Source organism: Glycomyces dulcitolivorans, from assembly GCF_003265355.1.
GTDB lineage: Bacteria > Actinomycetota > Actinomycetes > Mycobacteriales > Micromonosporaceae > Glycomyces > Glycomyces dulcitolivorans.
The window spans coordinates 13,182-29,711 of the sequence record NZ_QFRW01000090.1; the positions used below are offsets into that span (position 1 = coordinate 13,182).

A 16,530-nucleotide genomic window follows, 5' to 3' on the forward strand; every position below is an offset into this window, starting at 1 on the left:
GTTTTCGGGCGACCTCGCGATTGGTAACGTTACCAACATAGCGCGGCGGATTGCAACCCCGATGCGAGGGGCGGGTGTGGCGTCAGGGGAATTCGATCGAGACCGGCAGCTCGACCGTGCGCGGCTCGTCGGCGGCGGAGCCGTCGAGGCGGGAGAACAGCAGCGTGGCGGCCTCGCGGCCGAGCAGGCGCGCGTCGTGGTCGATGACGGTGACCGGCACCGGCATGAGCTCGGAGAGCTCGAAGTCGTCGAAGCTGACGACGGCCGGGCGCGGCCCGGCCACGCCCTCGCGGATGCGCCGCCCGATCTCGCGCATCGCGCCGATCGTGTTGCGGTTGTTCGCGCTGAAGATCGCCGTGGGCGGGTCGGCGAGGTCGAACATGGCCTTCGCGGCCCGGCTCGCGGCGTCCACGTCCTGCTGGTCGCGGGCGACGATCGACAGGTCGACGGGGGCGCCGCGCTCCAGCATGGCCCGCTCGTAGCCCTTGTAGCGGCGCTCGCCGGTGAAGACCGAGCTGCGGTTGCCGAGGAACCCGATGCGGGTGTGCCCGGCGTCCAGGAGCGAGACGGTGCCCCGGTAGGCGCCGCCGACGTCGTCGAGGAGGACGGTGTCCACGTCCAGGCCCGGGACGCGGCGCGAGGCGAGGACGAGGGGGACGTCCCCGAGGCGCTCGGGCCGCAGGTGGGCGGCGTCGCCGCTGGTGGGGACCAGGATGAGCCCGTCGACCTGGCGGCCGATGAAGTCCGAGACGAGCTGGCGCTCGCGGGCGTCGTCCTCGCCGGTGTTGCCGAGGAGGATCCGCCGCCCGTGCTCGGCGGCGACCTCCTCGACCCCGAGCGCGAAGTTCCCGTAGTAGGGGTTGGCGAGGTTGGTGATCGCGACGCCGATGAGGCCGCTGGGCTGGCCCGGGCGCAGGCTGCGGGCGTTCTCATTGCGGTAGTAGCCGAGCTCCTTGACCGCGGCCATGACGCGCTCCTGCACGTCGGGGCGCACGTTGCGACCCCCGGCGAGCGTGCGCGAGACGGTCATCGGACTCACCCCGGCGCGACTGGCGACCTCTTTGATGGTCGGCTGCCGCGCCCCTCGAAACGTCGACATGCCCGCCCTTCCACGCGTAGTGCGTTGATCCTATGCGAACCGCGGACGGGGCGGCGTCCCCATGGAAGGGGCCCATCTCACCGCGGCCCGGGGCGGCATGGCGGACCGCCGAAGGTTCCGGGTACTTTTTCCAATGGACATAATTACCCCGAACGAAGGACCAGCGCATGAGCCGCTTCGCGATCGGCGAGCACGACTTCCTGCTCGACGGCGAGCCCCGCCGCGTGCTCTCGGGCGCGATCCACTACTTCCGCGTCCACCCCGACCACTGGACCGACCGCATCCGCAAGGCGCGGCTGATGGGCCTGAACACCGTCGAGACGTACGTGCCGTGGAACCTCCACGCCGTCGAACCCGGCTCGTGGACCGAGGAGGGGCGCCTGGACCTGCGCCGCTTCCTCGAAACGGTCGCCGCCGAGGGCATGCACGCGATCGTGCGCCCCGGCCCCTACATCTGCGCCGAGTTCGACAACGGCGGCCTCCCGGCATGGCTGTTCGCCGACCCCGAGGTCGGCGTGCGCCGCGGCGAGCCGAAGTTCCTGGCCGCGATCGAGGACTACCTGGCGCGCGTGTGCGCGATCGTGGCCCCGCTCCAGATCGACGCGGGCGGGCCCGTCATCCTCATGCAGGTCGAGAACGAGTACGGCGCCTACGGCGACGACACAGCCTACATCGAGACCCTCACGGCCATGTTCCGCGGCAACGGAATCACCGTCCCGCTGACCACCGTGGACCAGCCCGAACCGTGGATGCTCAAGCGCGGCTCCGCGCCCGGACTCCACATGACCGCGTCCTTCGGCTCGCGCTCCGACTCGCGCCTCGACGTCCTGCGCGAGCACCAGCCGACCGGGCCGCTCATGTCCTCGGAGTACTGGGACGGCTGGTTCGACTCCTGGGGCACCCACCACCACACGACCAAGGCCGACGAGGCCGCGGCCGACCTCGACGTGCTCCTGGGCCGCGGCGCCTCAGTGAACCTCTACATGTTCCACGGCGGCACCAACTTCGGACTTACCAGCGGCGCCAACGACAAGGGCACCTACATGCCCATCACCACCAGCTACGACTACGACGCGCCCCTGGACGAGGCGGGCCGCCCGACCGCGAAGTACTGGGCGTTCCGCGAGGTCCTCGGCCGCTACACCGACCTGCCCGACGAGGTCCCGGACCCGGCGGCGCCCGCGCCGACCGGCGAGGCCCCGCTGCGGCGGGCCGGGTCGTTCCTCGCCGCGGCCCAGGCGCTCCCGGCGATCGCGACCGCTGAGGTCCCGACGTTCGCCGAGGCGCGGCACGACGCGGCGTTCCTGCTGCACGAGAAGGCGTTCAGCGCCGAGGCGGGCGTGCTGACGATCGGCGAGGTGCGCGACCGGGTCCACGTGGTCGTCGACGGCGTCGGCGTCGGGGTGCTCTCGCGCGAACTGCACCAGCGGGCGCTGGCGATCCCGGCGGTCACGGCGTCGCTGACGCTCCTGGTCGAGAACCAGGGCCGCGTCAACTACGGGCCGCGCCTGGGCGAGGACAAGGGCCTCATCGGCGGGGTGCGCCTCGACGGGGAGCCGTTGGCGCACTGGTCGACCCGGGCACTCGGCGAGGGCGACCTGCTCGCGCTGGCCGCCGAGGCGGGCGCGGCGGGTCCGGCGCTGCCGGGCCTGGTGTTCGCGCGCGCCGAGTTCGACGCGGAGGACGCATCGGACCGGTTCCTGGACACGTCGGCGCTCGGCAAGGGCATCGCCTGGATCAACGGGTTCTGCCTGGGCCGCTACTGGTCCCGCGGCCCGCAGCGCACGCTGTACGTCCCGGGCCCGGTCCTGCGCCCGGGACGCAACGAGGCGGTGCTGCTCGAACTCGACGGCGCGCCGGAGGCGGTCCTGCGCTTCGTCGCCGAGCCCGAGCTCGGTCCGCTGGAGTTCTAGGCTCCGTAGCGTTCTTCGAGCCAGGCGACGGCGAACGGGAGGATGCCGGCGGCGTCGACAAGGACGCTGTCGGCCTCGCCGACCTTGCCGCGCCTGCCCGCGCCGGTCGCGAGGTAGTCCTCCACGATGGACCCGAAGTAGTCCTCGGGCGGCCCGGTCACGACCGGGTCGTCCGTGTCGAACTCCTCGACGGTCCGCCACACGGTGCCGTGCGGGGTCGCGAGCGGGTACTCGGGGTGGATGACGCGCTTGCCGGGGAGGTCGGCGAGGTGCTCGGCGTGGTGGAGCAACGTCATGGTGTCCAGGGGCGCGCCGACCATGAGGACCCGGCCGCCGGCGGCGGCCAGGCGCGCGAACGGCGAGTCCTCCCCGTAGCCGTAGTCGAGCGGGTGGTCGGCGGTGAGCTCCTCGGCGCGGGCGCCCAGGGCCGCCACGCACGCGCCGGGGTTGCCGCTGCGGCGCACGCCCTTGCGGGTGCCGACCGTGGCCGCGAGCAGACCGATGTAGCGCGCTGAACGGGCGGTCGCCGGGTCGTAGGGCGGGACCTCGTCGCGGAATACGTCCAGGACCCGGCCGTCGTCGTCCCAGATCTCGGCGCCGACCTCCCAGTCCTGGTAGCTCAGGAGCGTCCCGCCGGGGCCGGTCGCGTCCAGCACGGCGTCGATGAGCGCGTCGGGCCCGCCGAGCACCGTCCCCACGCGACTGAACGCCGCGTGGACCATGACCGAATCGGCGTCGCCGAGGCCGAGCCGACGCAGGTCGGCCGCCAGGCGCGACCGCGTCACCACCGAGTCTTGCGAAGCGTCTCCCATCACCGGATTCTCGCCGATGTCCTTGCGCCGCTCGCGATCGACTCGCGGGGGTGTCGACTCCGGGTCCGTGGACCTGGAGTCGGACGACCTCGTGGAGACCGGCGTCGAGGAAGTCCACATCGCGCACGACTACAACGAGCCGATCGACAGTGCGAACGACTGGGCGCTGCTCCTGCTCGAAGAGGACCTGGACGTCGAGCCGATCGACCTCGCCGTCGACCCGGCCGTGTACGACGTGCTGGAGACCGCCGGCTGGGGCGACCTGGGCGACGGCACGTTCCCGACCGTGGCCCGGTGGGTCGAGGTGCCGTTCGTGACCGACGCGGACTGCCAGGCGGCCTACCCCGGTGAGGTCGACGCGCAGACAATGCTGTGCGCGGGCGACCTGGACAACGGCGCCACCGACGACGTCCTGGAGGACTGGGGCGTCTAACGACCCAAAGTGATGCGGCCGGGAGGGCGATGCGCCCTCCCGGCCCTTCGCCGCCCGGGTCACCGGTAGCGTGTGCCCGCATGAGCGACACCTTGGCGCAGTCGGCGGCGCGGGCCGAGGCGCTGCTGCGGCACAAGGCCGAACTCGACTTCGCCGAAGCGGCCCAGAACGTGCCCGGCGCGGCCGCGCAGCGGTTCGGGACCGTCCTCGCCACGCGTGTGTCCGAGCTTCCGGACCACTTGGGCTACAACAAGGCCCGGCCGTTCCATGCCGGGGACCTCGGGCGCCTCGGGGAGGTCCTGGCGTTCTACCGCGACCACGGGCTGCGCCCGGCCGTCGAGGTCGCAGCGGGCGACGCCGGGCCGGACCTGCACCGGCGGCTCATCGACGCGGGCCTGGTCCCGGCGGCACCGACCGCGGTCCTCCACGCCCGCCCGCGGCGCCTCCCGGCCCCGGCCGGAGTCGAGGTCCGGGAAGCCCGGGAGGACGACCCGTATCTGGAGACCCTGTACCGCGGTTACGTTGTCGCCGAAGGGGAGACTGCGTTCCGCGCGATGCTGGCCGCCGAGCACCGGACACCGGGACTGCGCCGGTACCTGGCGTTCATCGACGATTGCCCGGCGGCCGCGGCCGCCTCGTTCACCCACGGCGGCACCGCGTATCTGGCCGGGGCCGCGACGGACCCGGCGTTTCGGCGCCGCGGATGCCAGACCGCGCTGGTGGCCAGGCGGCTCGCTGATCTCGGCCCGGAATGCGACCTCGCGGTCGTCACCGTGGCGTTCGGCTCCCCCAGCCACGAGAACCTCGCCCGGCTCGGCTTCCAGATCACGCACACCCGCACCGTCTGGCGTTGAGGCGACTCCGCGCGGGGTCCGGTGACGGCGGTTGCCTCGTGTGGCGGATGATGGCGGGATGGACGACCCCAAGCAGATCGTGAAGGCATTCCTCGACGAGGTCCGCTCGGGCGCGCGCCCCGAGCGCGCCGCGCGGTTCATGGCCCCGGAGGTCCTGGCGCACCAGGTGGTGTCGGAGGAGGAGGTCACGGTCCATCGCACGCCCGACCAGTACGCCCAGCACGTGCAGGACATGCTCGACGCCTACGGCCCCTTCACGTTCCGCATCGACGAGCTCATCGCCGACGGCGACCGGGTCTACGCCCGCTGGACCCAGCACGGCACGCACCTGGTCGAGGTCGAGGGCTTCGCGCCGACCGGGAAGCCCGTGGTCGAAGTCGCCAGCGCGGTCTACCGGGTCGAGGACGGCCGGATCGCCGAGTACTGGATCCAGATCGCCCGCCTGGGACTGATCGAGCAGCTGCGCCGCAACGCGCTCGGCGAGTAGGAGAGGGGCGGCCCTGGGGGCCGCTCCTTCCCAGGCGGGGCCCAGAGTGCGCCAGGTGAGGTGAAGACGAGCCGCTCGGCGCGGCCGGTTAGGGCGTCACGTCGAGCACGGCCTTTCCGGCGACGGTGCGGTCGAGCAGGGCCGCGGCCGAGGAGCGCCCGGGCCTCGACGGCGACTTCCTGGCGCACGGCATCCTCGCCGTCTTCGACGGCGCCCTGGTCCGCCACCTGGCCACCAATGGCGAACCGCGCCGCTTCACCCGCTCGGTCCAGGACCTGGCCCTCGCGATCTGCGGTACGTGAACGGGCCCGGGCGGGGACGCGAGGAGCGCCCCCGCCCAGGGTCAGAGGTTGATCAGCGTCCTGCTCGCCCGGTCGGTGTCCTGGAGCGGGCGCAGTGCCAAGCGCATCAAGGCGATCGCGTTGTCGTCGCCGGCGATGCGGTTGGAGCTCAGCTCGGTGCAGGACAGGCACTGGTGGACGATCATCCACTCCCCGTCGGGACGGGTGAAGACCGCCAGCGCCTCCATGCGCCCGCGGCACTCCGACGCGCGGTCGCCGGGGATGCGGCGGTCGACGTGGAGGCTCGCGAGGCACTGCGGGCAGTGGTTGCGGTGGGCGGTGCCCGGCGCGTCCACGGACACGTCGAGCCGGCATCCGACGCAGCGGAAGTCGTTCGCCCGGTGGCCGCCGCGGTCGTGCAGGACGTCCTTGTGGCGCTGCCTGCGCTGGTCCTGCGTGCGGGGTCGGGTCCGTCGTGGCATGTCGATCCCCCTACAGGCTTCCGAGCGCTTCGAGCGGGAACGGCGGCTGCGCGAGCGGGCGGACCGCCATGCGCATGAGGATGAGCTGGTTGTCGTCCCCGCACACCGGGTTCGAGGTGAGCTCGTCGCAGCGGACGCAGCGGTGGATGAGCATCCAGTCGCCGGTGCGCAGGACCGCGATCGCGATCGGGCTCATCCGGCCCTCGCACTCGCTCGGGCCGCCTTCGACGTGGTCGGCGACGTGCTGGGAGTGCAGGCAGGACGGGCAGTGGTTGCGCAGGGCGCCGTCAGAAGTGGACTTGGTGGCGGTCAGGCCGCACCAAGCGCAGGTGAAGGTGTGGATCTTGAGCGTGTTGCTGGTGGTTGACACCCGGAGCTCCTTGCTGGAGTGAATTGCAATGACAGCAAGAGCAGGCCGAGCGGCTCGGTCGAACGGACGCACGCATCCGGTGCCGCACGTGGTGCGGCGGAGTGGTCGGATGCTTAGGCGAGGCTGCGAGGCGCGCTCGGCGCATACCGGGACATGGACGCTACTTTCTAGGGCCGGAGCCCGGTCAACCGTCCGCAGTGAGCGGACCCGACCACGGTAGGAAACGCGGCCGGGTCCTGTCAATCAATTTATCCCCTGACGTCTCGCACCGCACCGTCGCTGGCGGGGGTCGCCATGGCCGCGTACGCCTGGAGGGCGCGGGAGACGACCCGGTGGCGGCTGGCCGGGGTGTACGGGCGTTCGCGCTTTTCCTGGTGGATGCGGCGTTCGGCCAGGACGGCGTCGGTGACCTTGAGTTCGAGTCGGCGGCCCGGGATGTCGATCTCGATGAGGTCGCCGGTCTCGACGAGGGCGATCACGCCGCCGCCGGCCGCTTCGGGGCTGATGTGGCCGATGGAGAGGCCGGAGGTGCCGCCGGAGAAGCGGCCGTCGGTGATGAGCGCGCACTTGCGGCCCAGGCCGCGCCCCTTGAGGAACGAGGTCGGGTACAGCATCTCCTGCATGCCGGGGCCGCCTTTGGGGCCCTCGTAGCGGATGACGACGACTTCGCCTTCGGCCACGGACTTGTCGAGGATGCCTTGCACCGCATCCTCTTGGGATTCGAAGACGTGGGCGGGGCCGGTGAAGGTCAGGTTCTCTTCGGGCACGCCCGCGGTCTTGACGACGCAGCCATCTTCGGCGAGGTTGCCGAAGAGCACGGCCAGGCCGCCGTCCTCGGTGTAGGCGTGCTCGACCGAGCGGATGCAGCCGTCGGGGGCGGTGTCCAGGCTGGCCCACCGGTTCGAGGTCGAGAACGCCTGCGTGGTGCGGACGTTGCCGGGCGCGGCGTGGAACAATTCGATCGCCTCCGGCGAGGGGGCCTCGGACCTGATGTCCCACTTGCCGAGCCATTCGGCCACGGAGGCGGCGTGGACGGTGTGCACGTCCTCGTTCAGCAGGCCGCCGCGGCGCAGCTCCCCCAGCAGGGCCGGGACGCCACCGGCGCGGTGGACGTCCTCCATGTAGTACCGCGAGGAGTTCGGGGCGACCTTGGCCAGGCAGGGGACGCGGCGGGAGATGGCGTCGAGGTCGGCCACGTCGAACGCGACTTCGGCCTCGCGGGCGGCGGCGAGCAGGTGGAGGATGGTGTTGGTGGAGCCGCCCATGGCGACATCGATGGCCATGGCGTTCTGGAACGCGGCGCGGGTCGCAATGCTGCGCGGCAGGACCGACTCGTCGTCCTGTTCGTAGTAGTTGCGGCACAGGTCCATCACGACTCGTCCGGCCTCGGAGAAGAGGTCCCTGCGGGCGGTGTGGGTGGCGAGGGTGGAGCCGTTGCCGGGGAGGGAGAGGCCGAGGGCCTCGGTGAGGCAGTTCATCGAGTTCGCGGTGAACATCCCTGAGCACGAACCGCAGGTGGGGCAGGCGTTCTCCTCGATGGTCTGCAACTGGGCGTCGGAGACGTCGTCGCTGGCGGCGGCGACCATGGGGTCGATGAGGTCCAGGCGGCGCGTCACCGTGCCGTCGTTGTCGATGGTCTTGCCGGCCTCCATCGGCCCGCCCGAGACGAACACCACCGGGATGTTGAGCCGCAACGCGGCCATCAGCATCCCCGGCGTGATCTTGTCGCAGTTCGAGATGCACACCAGAGCGTCCGCGCAATGCGCGTTCACCATGTACTCCACCGAATCGGCGATGATCTCCCGGCTGGGGAGCGAATACAGCATGCCCGCATGCCCCATCGCGATCCCGTCGTCGACGGCGATCGTATGGAACTCCTTCGAGACCCCGCCCGCCGCCGCGATCGACTCCGCGACGATGTCACCCATGTCCTTGAGATGCACGTGCCCGGGCACGAACTGCGTATACGAGTTCGCGATCGCCACGATCGGCTTCCCGAAATCGGAATCGGTCATACCGGTAGCGCGCCACAGCGCGCGAGCACCCGCCATCTGACGGCCGTGCGTGGAAGTACGGGATCGGAGCATCGTCATGCTCAGATCATCGGGCGCGAATCCGGTCCTGCGAAGACGCCGCCAATACTAGTAGTGGGACTACCAGCGTTAGGCTGGTGCGATGAGCACCGCCGCGGACATGCGCGCCGAGCTGGGCGCGTTCCTGCGGGCCCGGCGCACCAGGATCGACCCGGTCGAGGTCGGGCTGCCCCCTGCCGGGCCGCGGCGGCGCGGTGGGCTGCGGCGCGAGGAGGTCGCGACGCTCTCAGGCGTCAGCGTCACCTGGTACACGTGGCTTGAGCAGGGCAGGGACATCCAGCCGTCGCGGCAGGTCCTCGACGCGCTCGCCCGGACCTTCCGGTTGACGGGCGCCGAGCACGCATACGTGCTGTCGCTCGCGGGATATGCGCCGCTCCCGCAGCCCGAGGCCGCCGCGGTGGAGGCGCCCACGCACGTCTCGCGGCTGCTGGACGCGATCGGCGCCAACCCAGCGTTCACGCTGGCCCCGGACTGGACGATCATCGCGTGGAACGCCGCCTACGAGGCGCTGTACCCGCACGTCGCCGAAGTGGCGGCGGCCGACCGGAACCTGCTGTGGCTGGTCTTCACCGACCCGGGGCTGCGCCGGCTGCTGCCGGACTGGGAGGTCACGAGCCTGCGGTTCCTGGCCGAGTTCCGCGCCGAGGCCGGGCCCCGGCTCGGCGATCTGGAGCGGGCTCCGGCAATCGCGCGCCTGCTGGAGGCCGACCCCGCGTTCCGCACCGCGTGGAGCGGCTACGGCGTCGAGGGGTTCACCTCCCGCGAGCGGGTGTTCGCTCATCCGGAGGCCGGGACCCTGGTGTTCGAGCACCACCGCCTGGCCCCGGCCGATCATCCGGACCTGAACCTGGTCGTCTACGTGCCCGCCGAGGGCACCGGCACCGCCGAGCGGCTCGGGTCGCTCCTGGCGAGGTGACCTGGAGCGCGGGCTTGGCGCGGGCGCGGAGCCGCCCGCGGTCCGGGCCCTCACCGGATCGCGGGCGGTCGGCCGCAAGCGAAGTTCCTTGCGGCGCGGTGGATCAGCCTGCGCGGATCGCGTCGCGGATCCAGACGCCGGCCTCCTTCAGGTTGCCGGTGCCGGTGAAGGGGCCGCCGGGGCAGGTGCCGGGTTCGAAGACCGCGCCCGAGCGCTCGTCGTCGGAGTAGTTCCAGTTGACCCAGCTGATGCCCTTGTCCGCCATGAGGTCGAGGTAGCGCTGGGTCATCGCGAAGTCGTTGGGGCCGTCGCCGGTGTACTCCTGGGTGCCGAACTCGGTGACGAACATGGGGATCTCGTCGGCCGCGCGGGCGAGCCCGTCGAGGTACCACTCGTCGTGCGAGGCCGCGTAGAAGTGGAACGTGTACATGATGTTCTCGGCGTCCACCTGGTCGTTGATGACCTCCTGCTCGTCGGAGCCGCCGGACAGGCCCAGGGAGGACCAGTCGGGGGTGCCCAGGAGGATGACGCCGTCGTCGTCGTACTGGCGGATCACGGGGATGATCGCCTCGTGGTAGGCCTTGATGGTCGGCCACTCGACGCCGCTGGGCTCGTTGGCGACCTCGTAGAAGATGTTGTCCTGGTCGCCGTGCTCGGCTGCGATCTCGGCGAAGAAGGTCTCGGCGCGCTCCAGGTTGTAGGTGGGGTCGCCGGGGTCGAGCATGTGCCAGTCGACGATGACGTACTGGCCGCGCGCGGTCACCTCGTCGATGAGGTCGTGCATGCGCTGGGTGAAGCCCTCGGGGTCGGTCTCGTAGCCGTCCTCCTGGATGTACATCGACAGGCGCACGATGTCGGCGCCCCAGTCGTAGGCGAGGGCGTCCAGGGACGCGTCGTTGAGGCACTGGGAGTACCACTGGAGGCCGTGGGTGCTCATGCCGCGCAGCTGGACCTCGTTCCCGGACTCGTCGCACAGCGTGGTGCCGCAGACGAGGAGCTTGCCGTGCTCGGCGGCCGGAGTGACGGCCGCGGTGTCGTCGGCGGTCTCGGTGCCGGTGTCGTCGGCGTGGTCGCCCGAGGCGGCGCTGATGCCGAGCGGGGTGATCACCGCGACGGCGGCGAGGACCGCGAGCAGGCCGAAGAGCCGCTTGCGGCGGGGTGGGAGCGCCATGTACTCCTCCTCAATAGTTAGGCAGTATTACTATCTATTGATCACCTTACGGGGACCGCGAATTCGAGTCAATAGATTGATTAGTACCAATATTGTCGGATTCGCGGCCCCGGCTCACGCGCTGCGGTGGAGCTTGGGCACGTCGGCCAGGAGCGAGCGCGTGTACGCGTGCGCGGGCTCGCCGACGATCTGCTCGGCGGGGCCGGACTCCACGATACGGCCGCGGTGCATGACCGCGATCCGGTCGGCCAGGTAGTACGCCTGCCCCAGGTCGTGGGTCACGAACAGCACGGTCATCCCTCGCTCGTCGCGCAGGTCGGCCAGCAGGTTGAGCACCGTGACCCGCACCGAGGCGTCCAGCATGGACGTCGCCTCGTCGGCGATGAGCAGCCGCGGGCGCAGCATCAGGGCGCGGGCGAGCATGACGCGCTGGCGCTGGCCGCCGGAGAGCTCGTGCGGGCGCTTGGCGAGCGTCTCCACGGGGTCGAGCCCGACCGCGGTCAGGGCCTCCCCCATGGTCTCGCGTCCGGCCTCGCGGGTGGCGGCGGGCATGAGCTGCAACGCGGTCGCGAGGGTCGCCTCGACGCGGCGGTACTGGTGGAAGGCGGCGAAGGGGTCCTGGAAGACCGCCTGGACCTCCCTCCAGTAGTCGCGGCGGGCGGCGCCGCGCACGGTGGTGACGTCGCGGCCGTCGAAGAGGACCCGGCCGGCGGTCGGGTCCATCAGGCGCAGCAGGAGCCGCCCGAGCGTGCTCTTGCCCGAGCCGCTCTGCCCGACCAGGGCGGTGGCCTCGCCGCGGGCGAGGGTCAGGTCGACGCCGTCGACGGCGCGGACCTCGTCCTTGCCGCGTCCGAAGACCTTGGCCAGGCCCTCGGTGCGCAGCAGTTCGCTTGCGTTGTCATCAACCGACATTGGCGGCCTCCTCGAATTCGGCGCTGCGCCAGCAGGAGTCGTCGCGGTCGCCGATCACCAGGCGCGGCGGGCGCTGGTCGGCGCACCGGTCGACGGCGTGGCCGCAGCGGGGTGCGAAGGGGCAGCCGGGGATCGGGACGCGCAGGTCCGGCGGGGCGCCGGGGATGCCCGACAGGCGCCGTCCGCGTGTCCCCGCTTCGGGGACGAGGACCGAGGCGAGGAGCGCCCGGGCGTAGGGGTGGCGCGGGGCGGCGACGAGGTCCTTCGCGGGGGCCTCCTCGACGACGCGGCCGGCGTACATGACGGCGATGCGGTCGGCCAGTTCGGACAGCAGCGCCACGTCGTGGGTGATGAACACGATGCCCTCGACCAGGCCGTCGGATACCAGGCGGCGCAGGAGGTCGACCAGGAGGCGCTGGGAGGACACGTCCAGGGCCGAGGAGGGCTCGTCGGCCACGAGCAGGCGCGGGTTGCGCAGAGTGGCGAGGGCGGTGACGACTCTTTGGCGCATGCCGCCGGAGAGCTGGTGCGGGTAGGCGCGGAGGACGCGCGGGGGCAGTTCGAGCGCTTCGAGGCGGGCGGCGGTGCGGCGCAGGGACTCGGCGCGGGTGATGCGCTTGTCCCCCACGGCGAGGATGTCGTGTGCCATGGCGCCGACGCGGCGGGTGGGGTTGAGGGCGTTGAGGGCTCCTTGCGGGAGGAGGGCGACGGTGCCGCCGCGCAGGGGCCGGTGGGAGGCGGGGTCGGTGAGGTCGACGTCGGTGCCGTCGATGGCGAGGGTGCCGGAGGTGACGCGCAGGGACGGGCCGGGGTTGAGGGAGAGGACGGAGGCCATCGTGGACTTGCCGCACCCGGATTCGCCGACGACGCCGAGGATCTGGCCGGCCTGGACGTCGACGGCGACGTCGTCGAGGGCGTGGAAGCGGTCGGCGCCGGTGGCGTAGTGGGCGGAGAGGTGCTTGAGGCTCGCGAGGGTCATCGGGCCGCCTTTCGGTCCCGCAGGCGCGGGTTGAAGACCGTGTCGAGGCTCGACTGGACGAGCAGGAGGGAGAAGGTGATCGCGGTGATGAACACGGTGGGGGTCAGGAAGACCCACCACTGGCCGCCGCGGATGGACTCCCAGGCGATGGCCCAGTGGAGCATGACGCCGAGGGAGGCGGTGCCGGCGGGGCCGAGGCCGAGGAGGCTCAGGGCCGCTTCGGCGAGGATCGCGCCGTAGAGCTGGATGACGAAGGCCATGACGATGTAGGACATCATGTACGGCAGCAGTTCGACGGCGATGATGCGCCAGGTGCGCGAGCCGGAGAGGCGCGCGATGTCGACGTGCTCCCTCTGGCGCAGGCTGGCGATCTGGGAGCGGACGGCGCGAGCGGTCCAGGGCCAGGAGACCGCGCCGATGCAGATCCCCATGACGGTGACCGAGCGCGTGTCGAGGCTGATGGACAGCAGCAGGAGCACGATGATCGCCGGGACGGTGATCATGATGTTGGTGAGCCCCATGAGGATCTCGTCGACGAGGCCGCCGCGGTAGCCGGCGAGGGTGCCGATGAGGACGCCCAGGACGGTCCCGGCGACGCCGGCGAGGAGCCCGATGTAGAGGGACGTGCGGATCCCGTGGACGAGCTGGACGCCGACGGACCGGCCGAGGTGGTCGGTGCCGAGGAGGAAGTCGGGGCCGGGCGGCAGGAACGGGCCGCCGAGGAGGTCGCCGGGCCCGGCGGTCGCGACCAGGGGCCCGATGACGCCGGCGGCCGCGATGAGCAGGAAGACCGCGGCGGCGGCGTGGAACCGGGCGGGGAGTGCCTTGAGCGCCTTCACCGTTCGCCCCTTTCAGCGGCGCGGATGCGCGGGTCGATGAGGCCGTAGAGGACGTCGACGAGGAAGTTGGCGACGAGCACGACGATGAGGACGAGCAGGGTGACGGCCTGGATGACGGGGTAGTCCTTGTTGAGGATGGCGTCGTACAGGAGCGTCCCGATCCCCGGGTAGGAGAAGACGATCTCGGTGAGCAGGGCGCCGCCGACGAGGGTGCCGATGGCGAGCGCGAGTCCGGTGATCTGCGGGAGCATGCCGTTGCGGAAGATGTAGCCGATGATCTTGCGGTCGGCGAGGCCGAAGCTCTCGGCGAAGCGCACGTAGTCGGCGTCGACTTCGTAGACGGCCATGGAGCGCATGCCGATCGCCTGCCCGCCGATGAAGACCAGCAGCAGGGACAGGAACGGCAGGAACCAGTGCGAGACCGCGTCCACGGCGAAGACGGCGGTCCATTCGGGGTGGTTGCCGAAGGACCAGCCGCCGCCGGTGGGGAACAGCGGGAGGGCGACGGCCAGGCCGTAGAGCAGCAGGACCGCGAGGCAGTAGTAGGGCGCGGCGGTGAGGAAGAGGCTGGAGAGGTAGACGCCGCGGTCGAAGCCGCCGCGGCGGTAGGCGGCGACGGCGCCGACGAGGTTGCCGATGAGCCAGCCGAGCAGGACCGCGGGCAGTTGCAGGGCGATCGTCCACGGCAGGGCGTCGCCGATCATGGTGGCGACGTCGGACGGGTAGCGGCTGAAGGAGGTCCCGAAGTCCCCTTGCAGGGTCTTGCCGATGTAGGTGAGGAACTGGGACCACAGGTTCTGGTCGAGGCCGAACTCGCGGACGTAGGTCTCGTAGACGCGCTGCTTGGTGTCGGAGGAGGCGTGGCCGCGCAGGGCCTGCCCGATGAGCGTGTCGACGGGGTTGCCCGGGAGCAGGCGGGGCAGGAAGAAGTTGAGCGCCAGCGCCGCGGCGAAGGCCGCGGCGTACCAGCCCAGCTTGGAGAGGATGTGGCGGAGGAGGGTCATCTACTGCTGCTCGACCGGCTTGATCTTGGTGAGGATCTGGATGCCGGTCATGCCCTGCATGGGGGCGCAGTACGGGTCGGCCTTGGTGGGGAAGCCGGTCCAGTGCTTCTCGCTGAACTGGTAGAACTCCAAGGGGCGGTACATGAGCGGGATGGCGGGCGCTTCGGCGCGGATGATGTCGTCGAGGGCGGTGTAGGCGGCGGTGGCGCCCGCGGCGTCGGGGGCGGTGGCGGCCTCGTCGAGGAGGGCGGGGACGTCGTCGTGGTGGAAGCGCCCGAAGTTCCAGAAGGCCATCTCGCCGACGGGCGGGACCTCGCGGTCGTCGATGAGGTCGCGGATTCGCGACCAGGGGCTGGAGGGGGCAACGTCGGAGACGTACCACAGGACCATGTCGAAGGCGCCGTTGCCGAGGTTGTCGTTGACCTCGGAGAAGTCGCTGAACTCGGTGACGACGTCGATGCCGGCCTCGGTGGCGGTGGTGGCGACGATGTCGAGGGCGGCGTTCCAGTCGGTCCAGCCCTGCGGGGTGGCGGCCTTGAAGGGGCCCAGGCGGGTGCCGTCGGGCAGGACGTAGATCCCGTCCTCGCCCTTGGCGGCGCCGACCTCCTCTTCGAGGATGCGGGCGGCCTCGGCGGGGTCGTAGGACCAGCCGGCCGCGGCGGCCTCGGCGTTGAAGTGGACGCTCTCGGCGCCTTCGGGGAGGATGACGCTGGCCTGGGCGGGGTCGCTCATGCCGGCCATGGCGCTCTCGGCGATCTTGGCGTAGTCGATGGCGTGGGCGAGGGCGCGGCGCACGCGGGCGTCGGCGAGGGGGCCGGTCGTGGTGTTGATGATGAGCATCGGGATGGAGCCGGGCAGGTGGTAGGGGGCGTCGGGCTCCCAGGTCTTGACGGGCAGGCCGCGGTCCTCCCACAGCTCGTTGACGCGCGGCAGGAAGAACGCGGACAGGTCGATGTCGCCATTCTGGAAGGAGAGGTTCGCGGCGTCGTTGCCTTCGTAGATGGCGTGGACGACCTTGGCGGGGACGGGCTTGCCGTGGGCCTCGTTGCCCCAGTAGTCCTTATGGAGCGCGAGAGTGACGTCCTGGTGGGTGTAGGACTCCAGGGTGTACGGGCCGGAGCCGACGGGTTCGGTGTTGGCGAACTCGGTGAGGTCGGCGTCGGCGACGCCGTCCCAGATGTGCGCGGGGAGGATGTACGTGAAGCACAGCAGGTCCATCAGGCGCAGGCGCTGGGGGCGTTCGGCGTTGAGGGTGAAGGTGACGGTGCGGTCGTCGGGGGCGTCGATCGCGTCGACGTAGGTCCACACGTCGCCGTAGGCGATGCCTTCGTTGCGGTCGCCGAGGCGGAAGGTGGCGACGACGTCGGCGCTGGTGAGCGGTTTGCCGTCCTGCCAGGCGGTGCCTTCGTGGAGGGTGACGGTGCCGGTGTTGTCGGCCCATTCGATGCCGGAGGCCAGGAGCGGCTCGGACTCGCCGGTGAGGAGGTTGAAGTTGAACAGGGTCTCGTAGAGGTGGACGGCGTAGTTGCCGACGGGCCAGGAGGCGGTCCAGCCGAGGGGGTTGAAGTTGGCGGGCTCGCCGTCCTGGAGTCCGGCGGTGTAGAGGACGGTGGCGGTGCCGTCGTCGCCGCCGGTCCCGGTGCAGGCGGCGAGGAGTCCGCCGGCGCCGACGGCGGCGGACGCCTGGAGGAGGATGCGGCGGCTGGGGCGCGCGGGGCGGTGCGTCATGGTGGTGTCCCTTGCTCGGGGCGACGGAGGGGTCGCCATCGGGGATGTGGCGTCAACAGAGCTTTAATAGTTAGATAAGATTACTAACTTATAAGCGCCGATAGTATACTCAGCGGGCCCCGGGGTCAACATCGGCGCGAATAAAATCGCCGCACCC

Annotated in this window: 17 protein-coding genes; 6 read left to right on the forward strand and 11 right to left on the reverse strand. The window is 71.1% G+C overall.

What is annotated here, in order from left to right; genetic code table 11:
* Positions 1–82: 82 nt before the first annotated feature.
* Positions 83–1,099 carry a LacI family DNA-binding transcriptional regulator gene (locus DI269_RS10275; RefSeq protein ID WP_112135413.1) on the reverse strand — a complete coding sequence of 339 codons (1,017 nt, stop codon included), beginning with the start codon at positions 1,097–1,099 and terminating at the stop codon, positions 83–85.
* Positions 1,100–1,266: 167 nt separating this feature from the next.
* Between DI269_RS10275 and DI269_RS10280 the strand changes: the two genes are divergently transcribed.
* Positions 1,267–3,012, forward strand: a complete 1,746-nt coding sequence (locus tag DI269_RS10280) for a glycoside hydrolase family 35 protein (RefSeq protein WP_112135415.1) — start codon at positions 1,267–1,269, stop codon at positions 3,010–3,012.
* Here the strand turns inward: DI269_RS10280 and aac(3) are convergent.
* Complete coding sequence (gene aac(3), locus DI269_RS10285) at positions 3,009–3,824, reverse strand: aminoglycoside 3-N-acetyltransferase (RefSeq protein ID WP_112135417.1); 816 nt, start codon at positions 3,822–3,824, stop codon at positions 3,009–3,011. The genes DI269_RS10280 and aac(3) overlap by 4 nt on opposite strands.
* 67 nt (positions 3,825–3,891) lie before the next feature.
* Here aac(3) and DI269_RS10290 point away from each other — a divergent pair, with 67 nt between their 5' ends.
* The 4 genes from DI269_RS10290 (at position 3,892) to DI269_RS26980 (ending at position 5,900) form a co-directional block, all read left to right on the forward strand.
* A complete protein-coding gene (locus DI269_RS10290) occupies positions 3,892–4,257 on the forward strand; it encodes a trypsin-like serine protease (RefSeq protein ID WP_157974884.1) in 366 nt (121 codons plus the stop codon).
* A gap of 80 nt (positions 4,258–4,337) precedes the next feature.
* Positions 4,338–5,111: a GNAT family N-acetyltransferase gene (locus DI269_RS10295; protein ID WP_157974885.1), complete on the forward strand. Its 774-nt coding sequence runs from the start codon at positions 4,338–4,340 to the stop codon at positions 5,109–5,111.
* Positions 5,112–5,169: 58 nt separating this feature from the next.
* Positions 5,170–5,598: an ester cyclase gene (locus DI269_RS10300; RefSeq protein ID WP_112135422.1), complete on the forward strand. Its 429-nt coding sequence runs from the start codon at positions 5,170–5,172 to the stop codon at positions 5,596–5,598.
* 125 nt (positions 5,599–5,723) lie between these two features.
* Positions 5,724–5,900 carry a hypothetical protein gene (locus DI269_RS26980; protein ID WP_157974886.1) on the forward strand — a complete coding sequence of 59 codons (177 nt, stop codon included), beginning with the start codon at positions 5,724–5,726 and terminating at the stop codon, positions 5,898–5,900.
* 41 nt (positions 5,901–5,941) lie between these two features.
* On the opposite strand, the gene DI269_RS10305 is transcribed toward DI269_RS26980, so the two are convergent.
* The 3 genes from DI269_RS10305 to ilvD form a co-directional block, all read right to left on the reverse strand.
* Positions 5,942–6,361: an RNHCP domain-containing protein gene (locus DI269_RS10305; RefSeq protein ID WP_112135424.1), complete on the reverse strand. Its 420-nt coding sequence runs from the start codon at positions 6,359–6,361 to the stop codon at positions 5,942–5,944.
* Between the two features lie 10 nt (positions 6,362–6,371).
* Entirely contained in the window at positions 6,372–6,731 is a 360-nt protein-coding gene (locus tag DI269_RS10310) for an RNHCP domain-containing protein (RefSeq protein ID WP_198667308.1), read from the reverse strand.
* A 248-nt stretch (positions 6,732–6,979) separates the two neighbouring features.
* Positions 6,980–8,824, reverse strand: a complete 1,845-nt coding sequence (gene ilvD / locus DI269_RS10315) for a dihydroxy-acid dehydratase (protein WP_112135426.1) — start codon at positions 8,822–8,824, stop codon at positions 6,980–6,982.
* An 82-nt stretch (positions 8,825–8,906) separates the two neighbouring features.
* Here ilvD and DI269_RS10320 point away from each other — a divergent pair, with 82 nt between their 5' ends.
* Entirely contained in the window at positions 8,907–9,740 is an 834-nt protein-coding gene (locus tag DI269_RS10320; RefSeq protein ID WP_112135428.1) for a helix-turn-helix transcriptional regulator, read from the forward strand.
* A 103-nt stretch (positions 9,741–9,843) separates the two neighbouring features.
* Here the strand turns inward: DI269_RS10320 and DI269_RS10325 are convergent, their stop codons facing one another.
* The 6 genes from DI269_RS10325 to DI269_RS10350 form a co-directional block, all read right to left on the reverse strand.
* Positions 9,844–10,911 (reverse strand): glycoside hydrolase family 5 protein, encoded by a 1,068-nt coding sequence (locus DI269_RS10325; protein ID WP_112135430.1) that lies wholly within the window; start codon positions 10,909–10,911, stop codon positions 9,844–9,846.
* 114 nt (positions 10,912–11,025) lie between these two features.
* Positions 11,026–11,823 carry an ABC transporter ATP-binding protein gene (locus DI269_RS10330; RefSeq protein ID WP_112135432.1) on the reverse strand — a complete coding sequence of 266 codons (798 nt, stop codon included), beginning with the start codon at positions 11,821–11,823 and terminating at the stop codon, positions 11,026–11,028.
* Positions 11,813–12,802, reverse strand: coding sequence for an ABC transporter ATP-binding protein (locus DI269_RS10335; RefSeq protein ID WP_112135435.1), 990 nt, complete (start codon positions 12,800–12,802; stop codon positions 11,813–11,815). Before DI269_RS10335 ends, DI269_RS10330 begins: the two co-directional genes overlap by 11 nt.
* The gene (locus DI269_RS10340) at positions 12,799–13,641 is read right to left on the reverse strand and encodes an ABC transporter permease (protein WP_112135437.1); all 843 of its coding nucleotides are present in this window, start codon (positions 13,639–13,641) and stop codon (positions 12,799–12,801) included. The genes DI269_RS10335 and DI269_RS10340 overlap by 4 nt, the downstream gene beginning before the upstream one ends.
* Positions 13,638–14,645 (reverse strand): ABC transporter permease, encoded by a 1,008-nt coding sequence (locus tag DI269_RS10345; protein WP_112135440.1) that lies wholly within the window; start codon positions 14,643–14,645, stop codon positions 13,638–13,640. Before DI269_RS10345 ends, DI269_RS10340 begins: the two co-directional genes overlap by 4 nt.
* Complete coding sequence (locus DI269_RS10350; protein ID WP_112135442.1) at positions 14,646–16,373, reverse strand: ABC transporter substrate-binding protein; 1,728 nt, start codon at positions 16,371–16,373, stop codon at positions 14,646–14,648.
* Between the last annotated feature and the right edge of the window lie 157 nt (positions 16,374–16,530).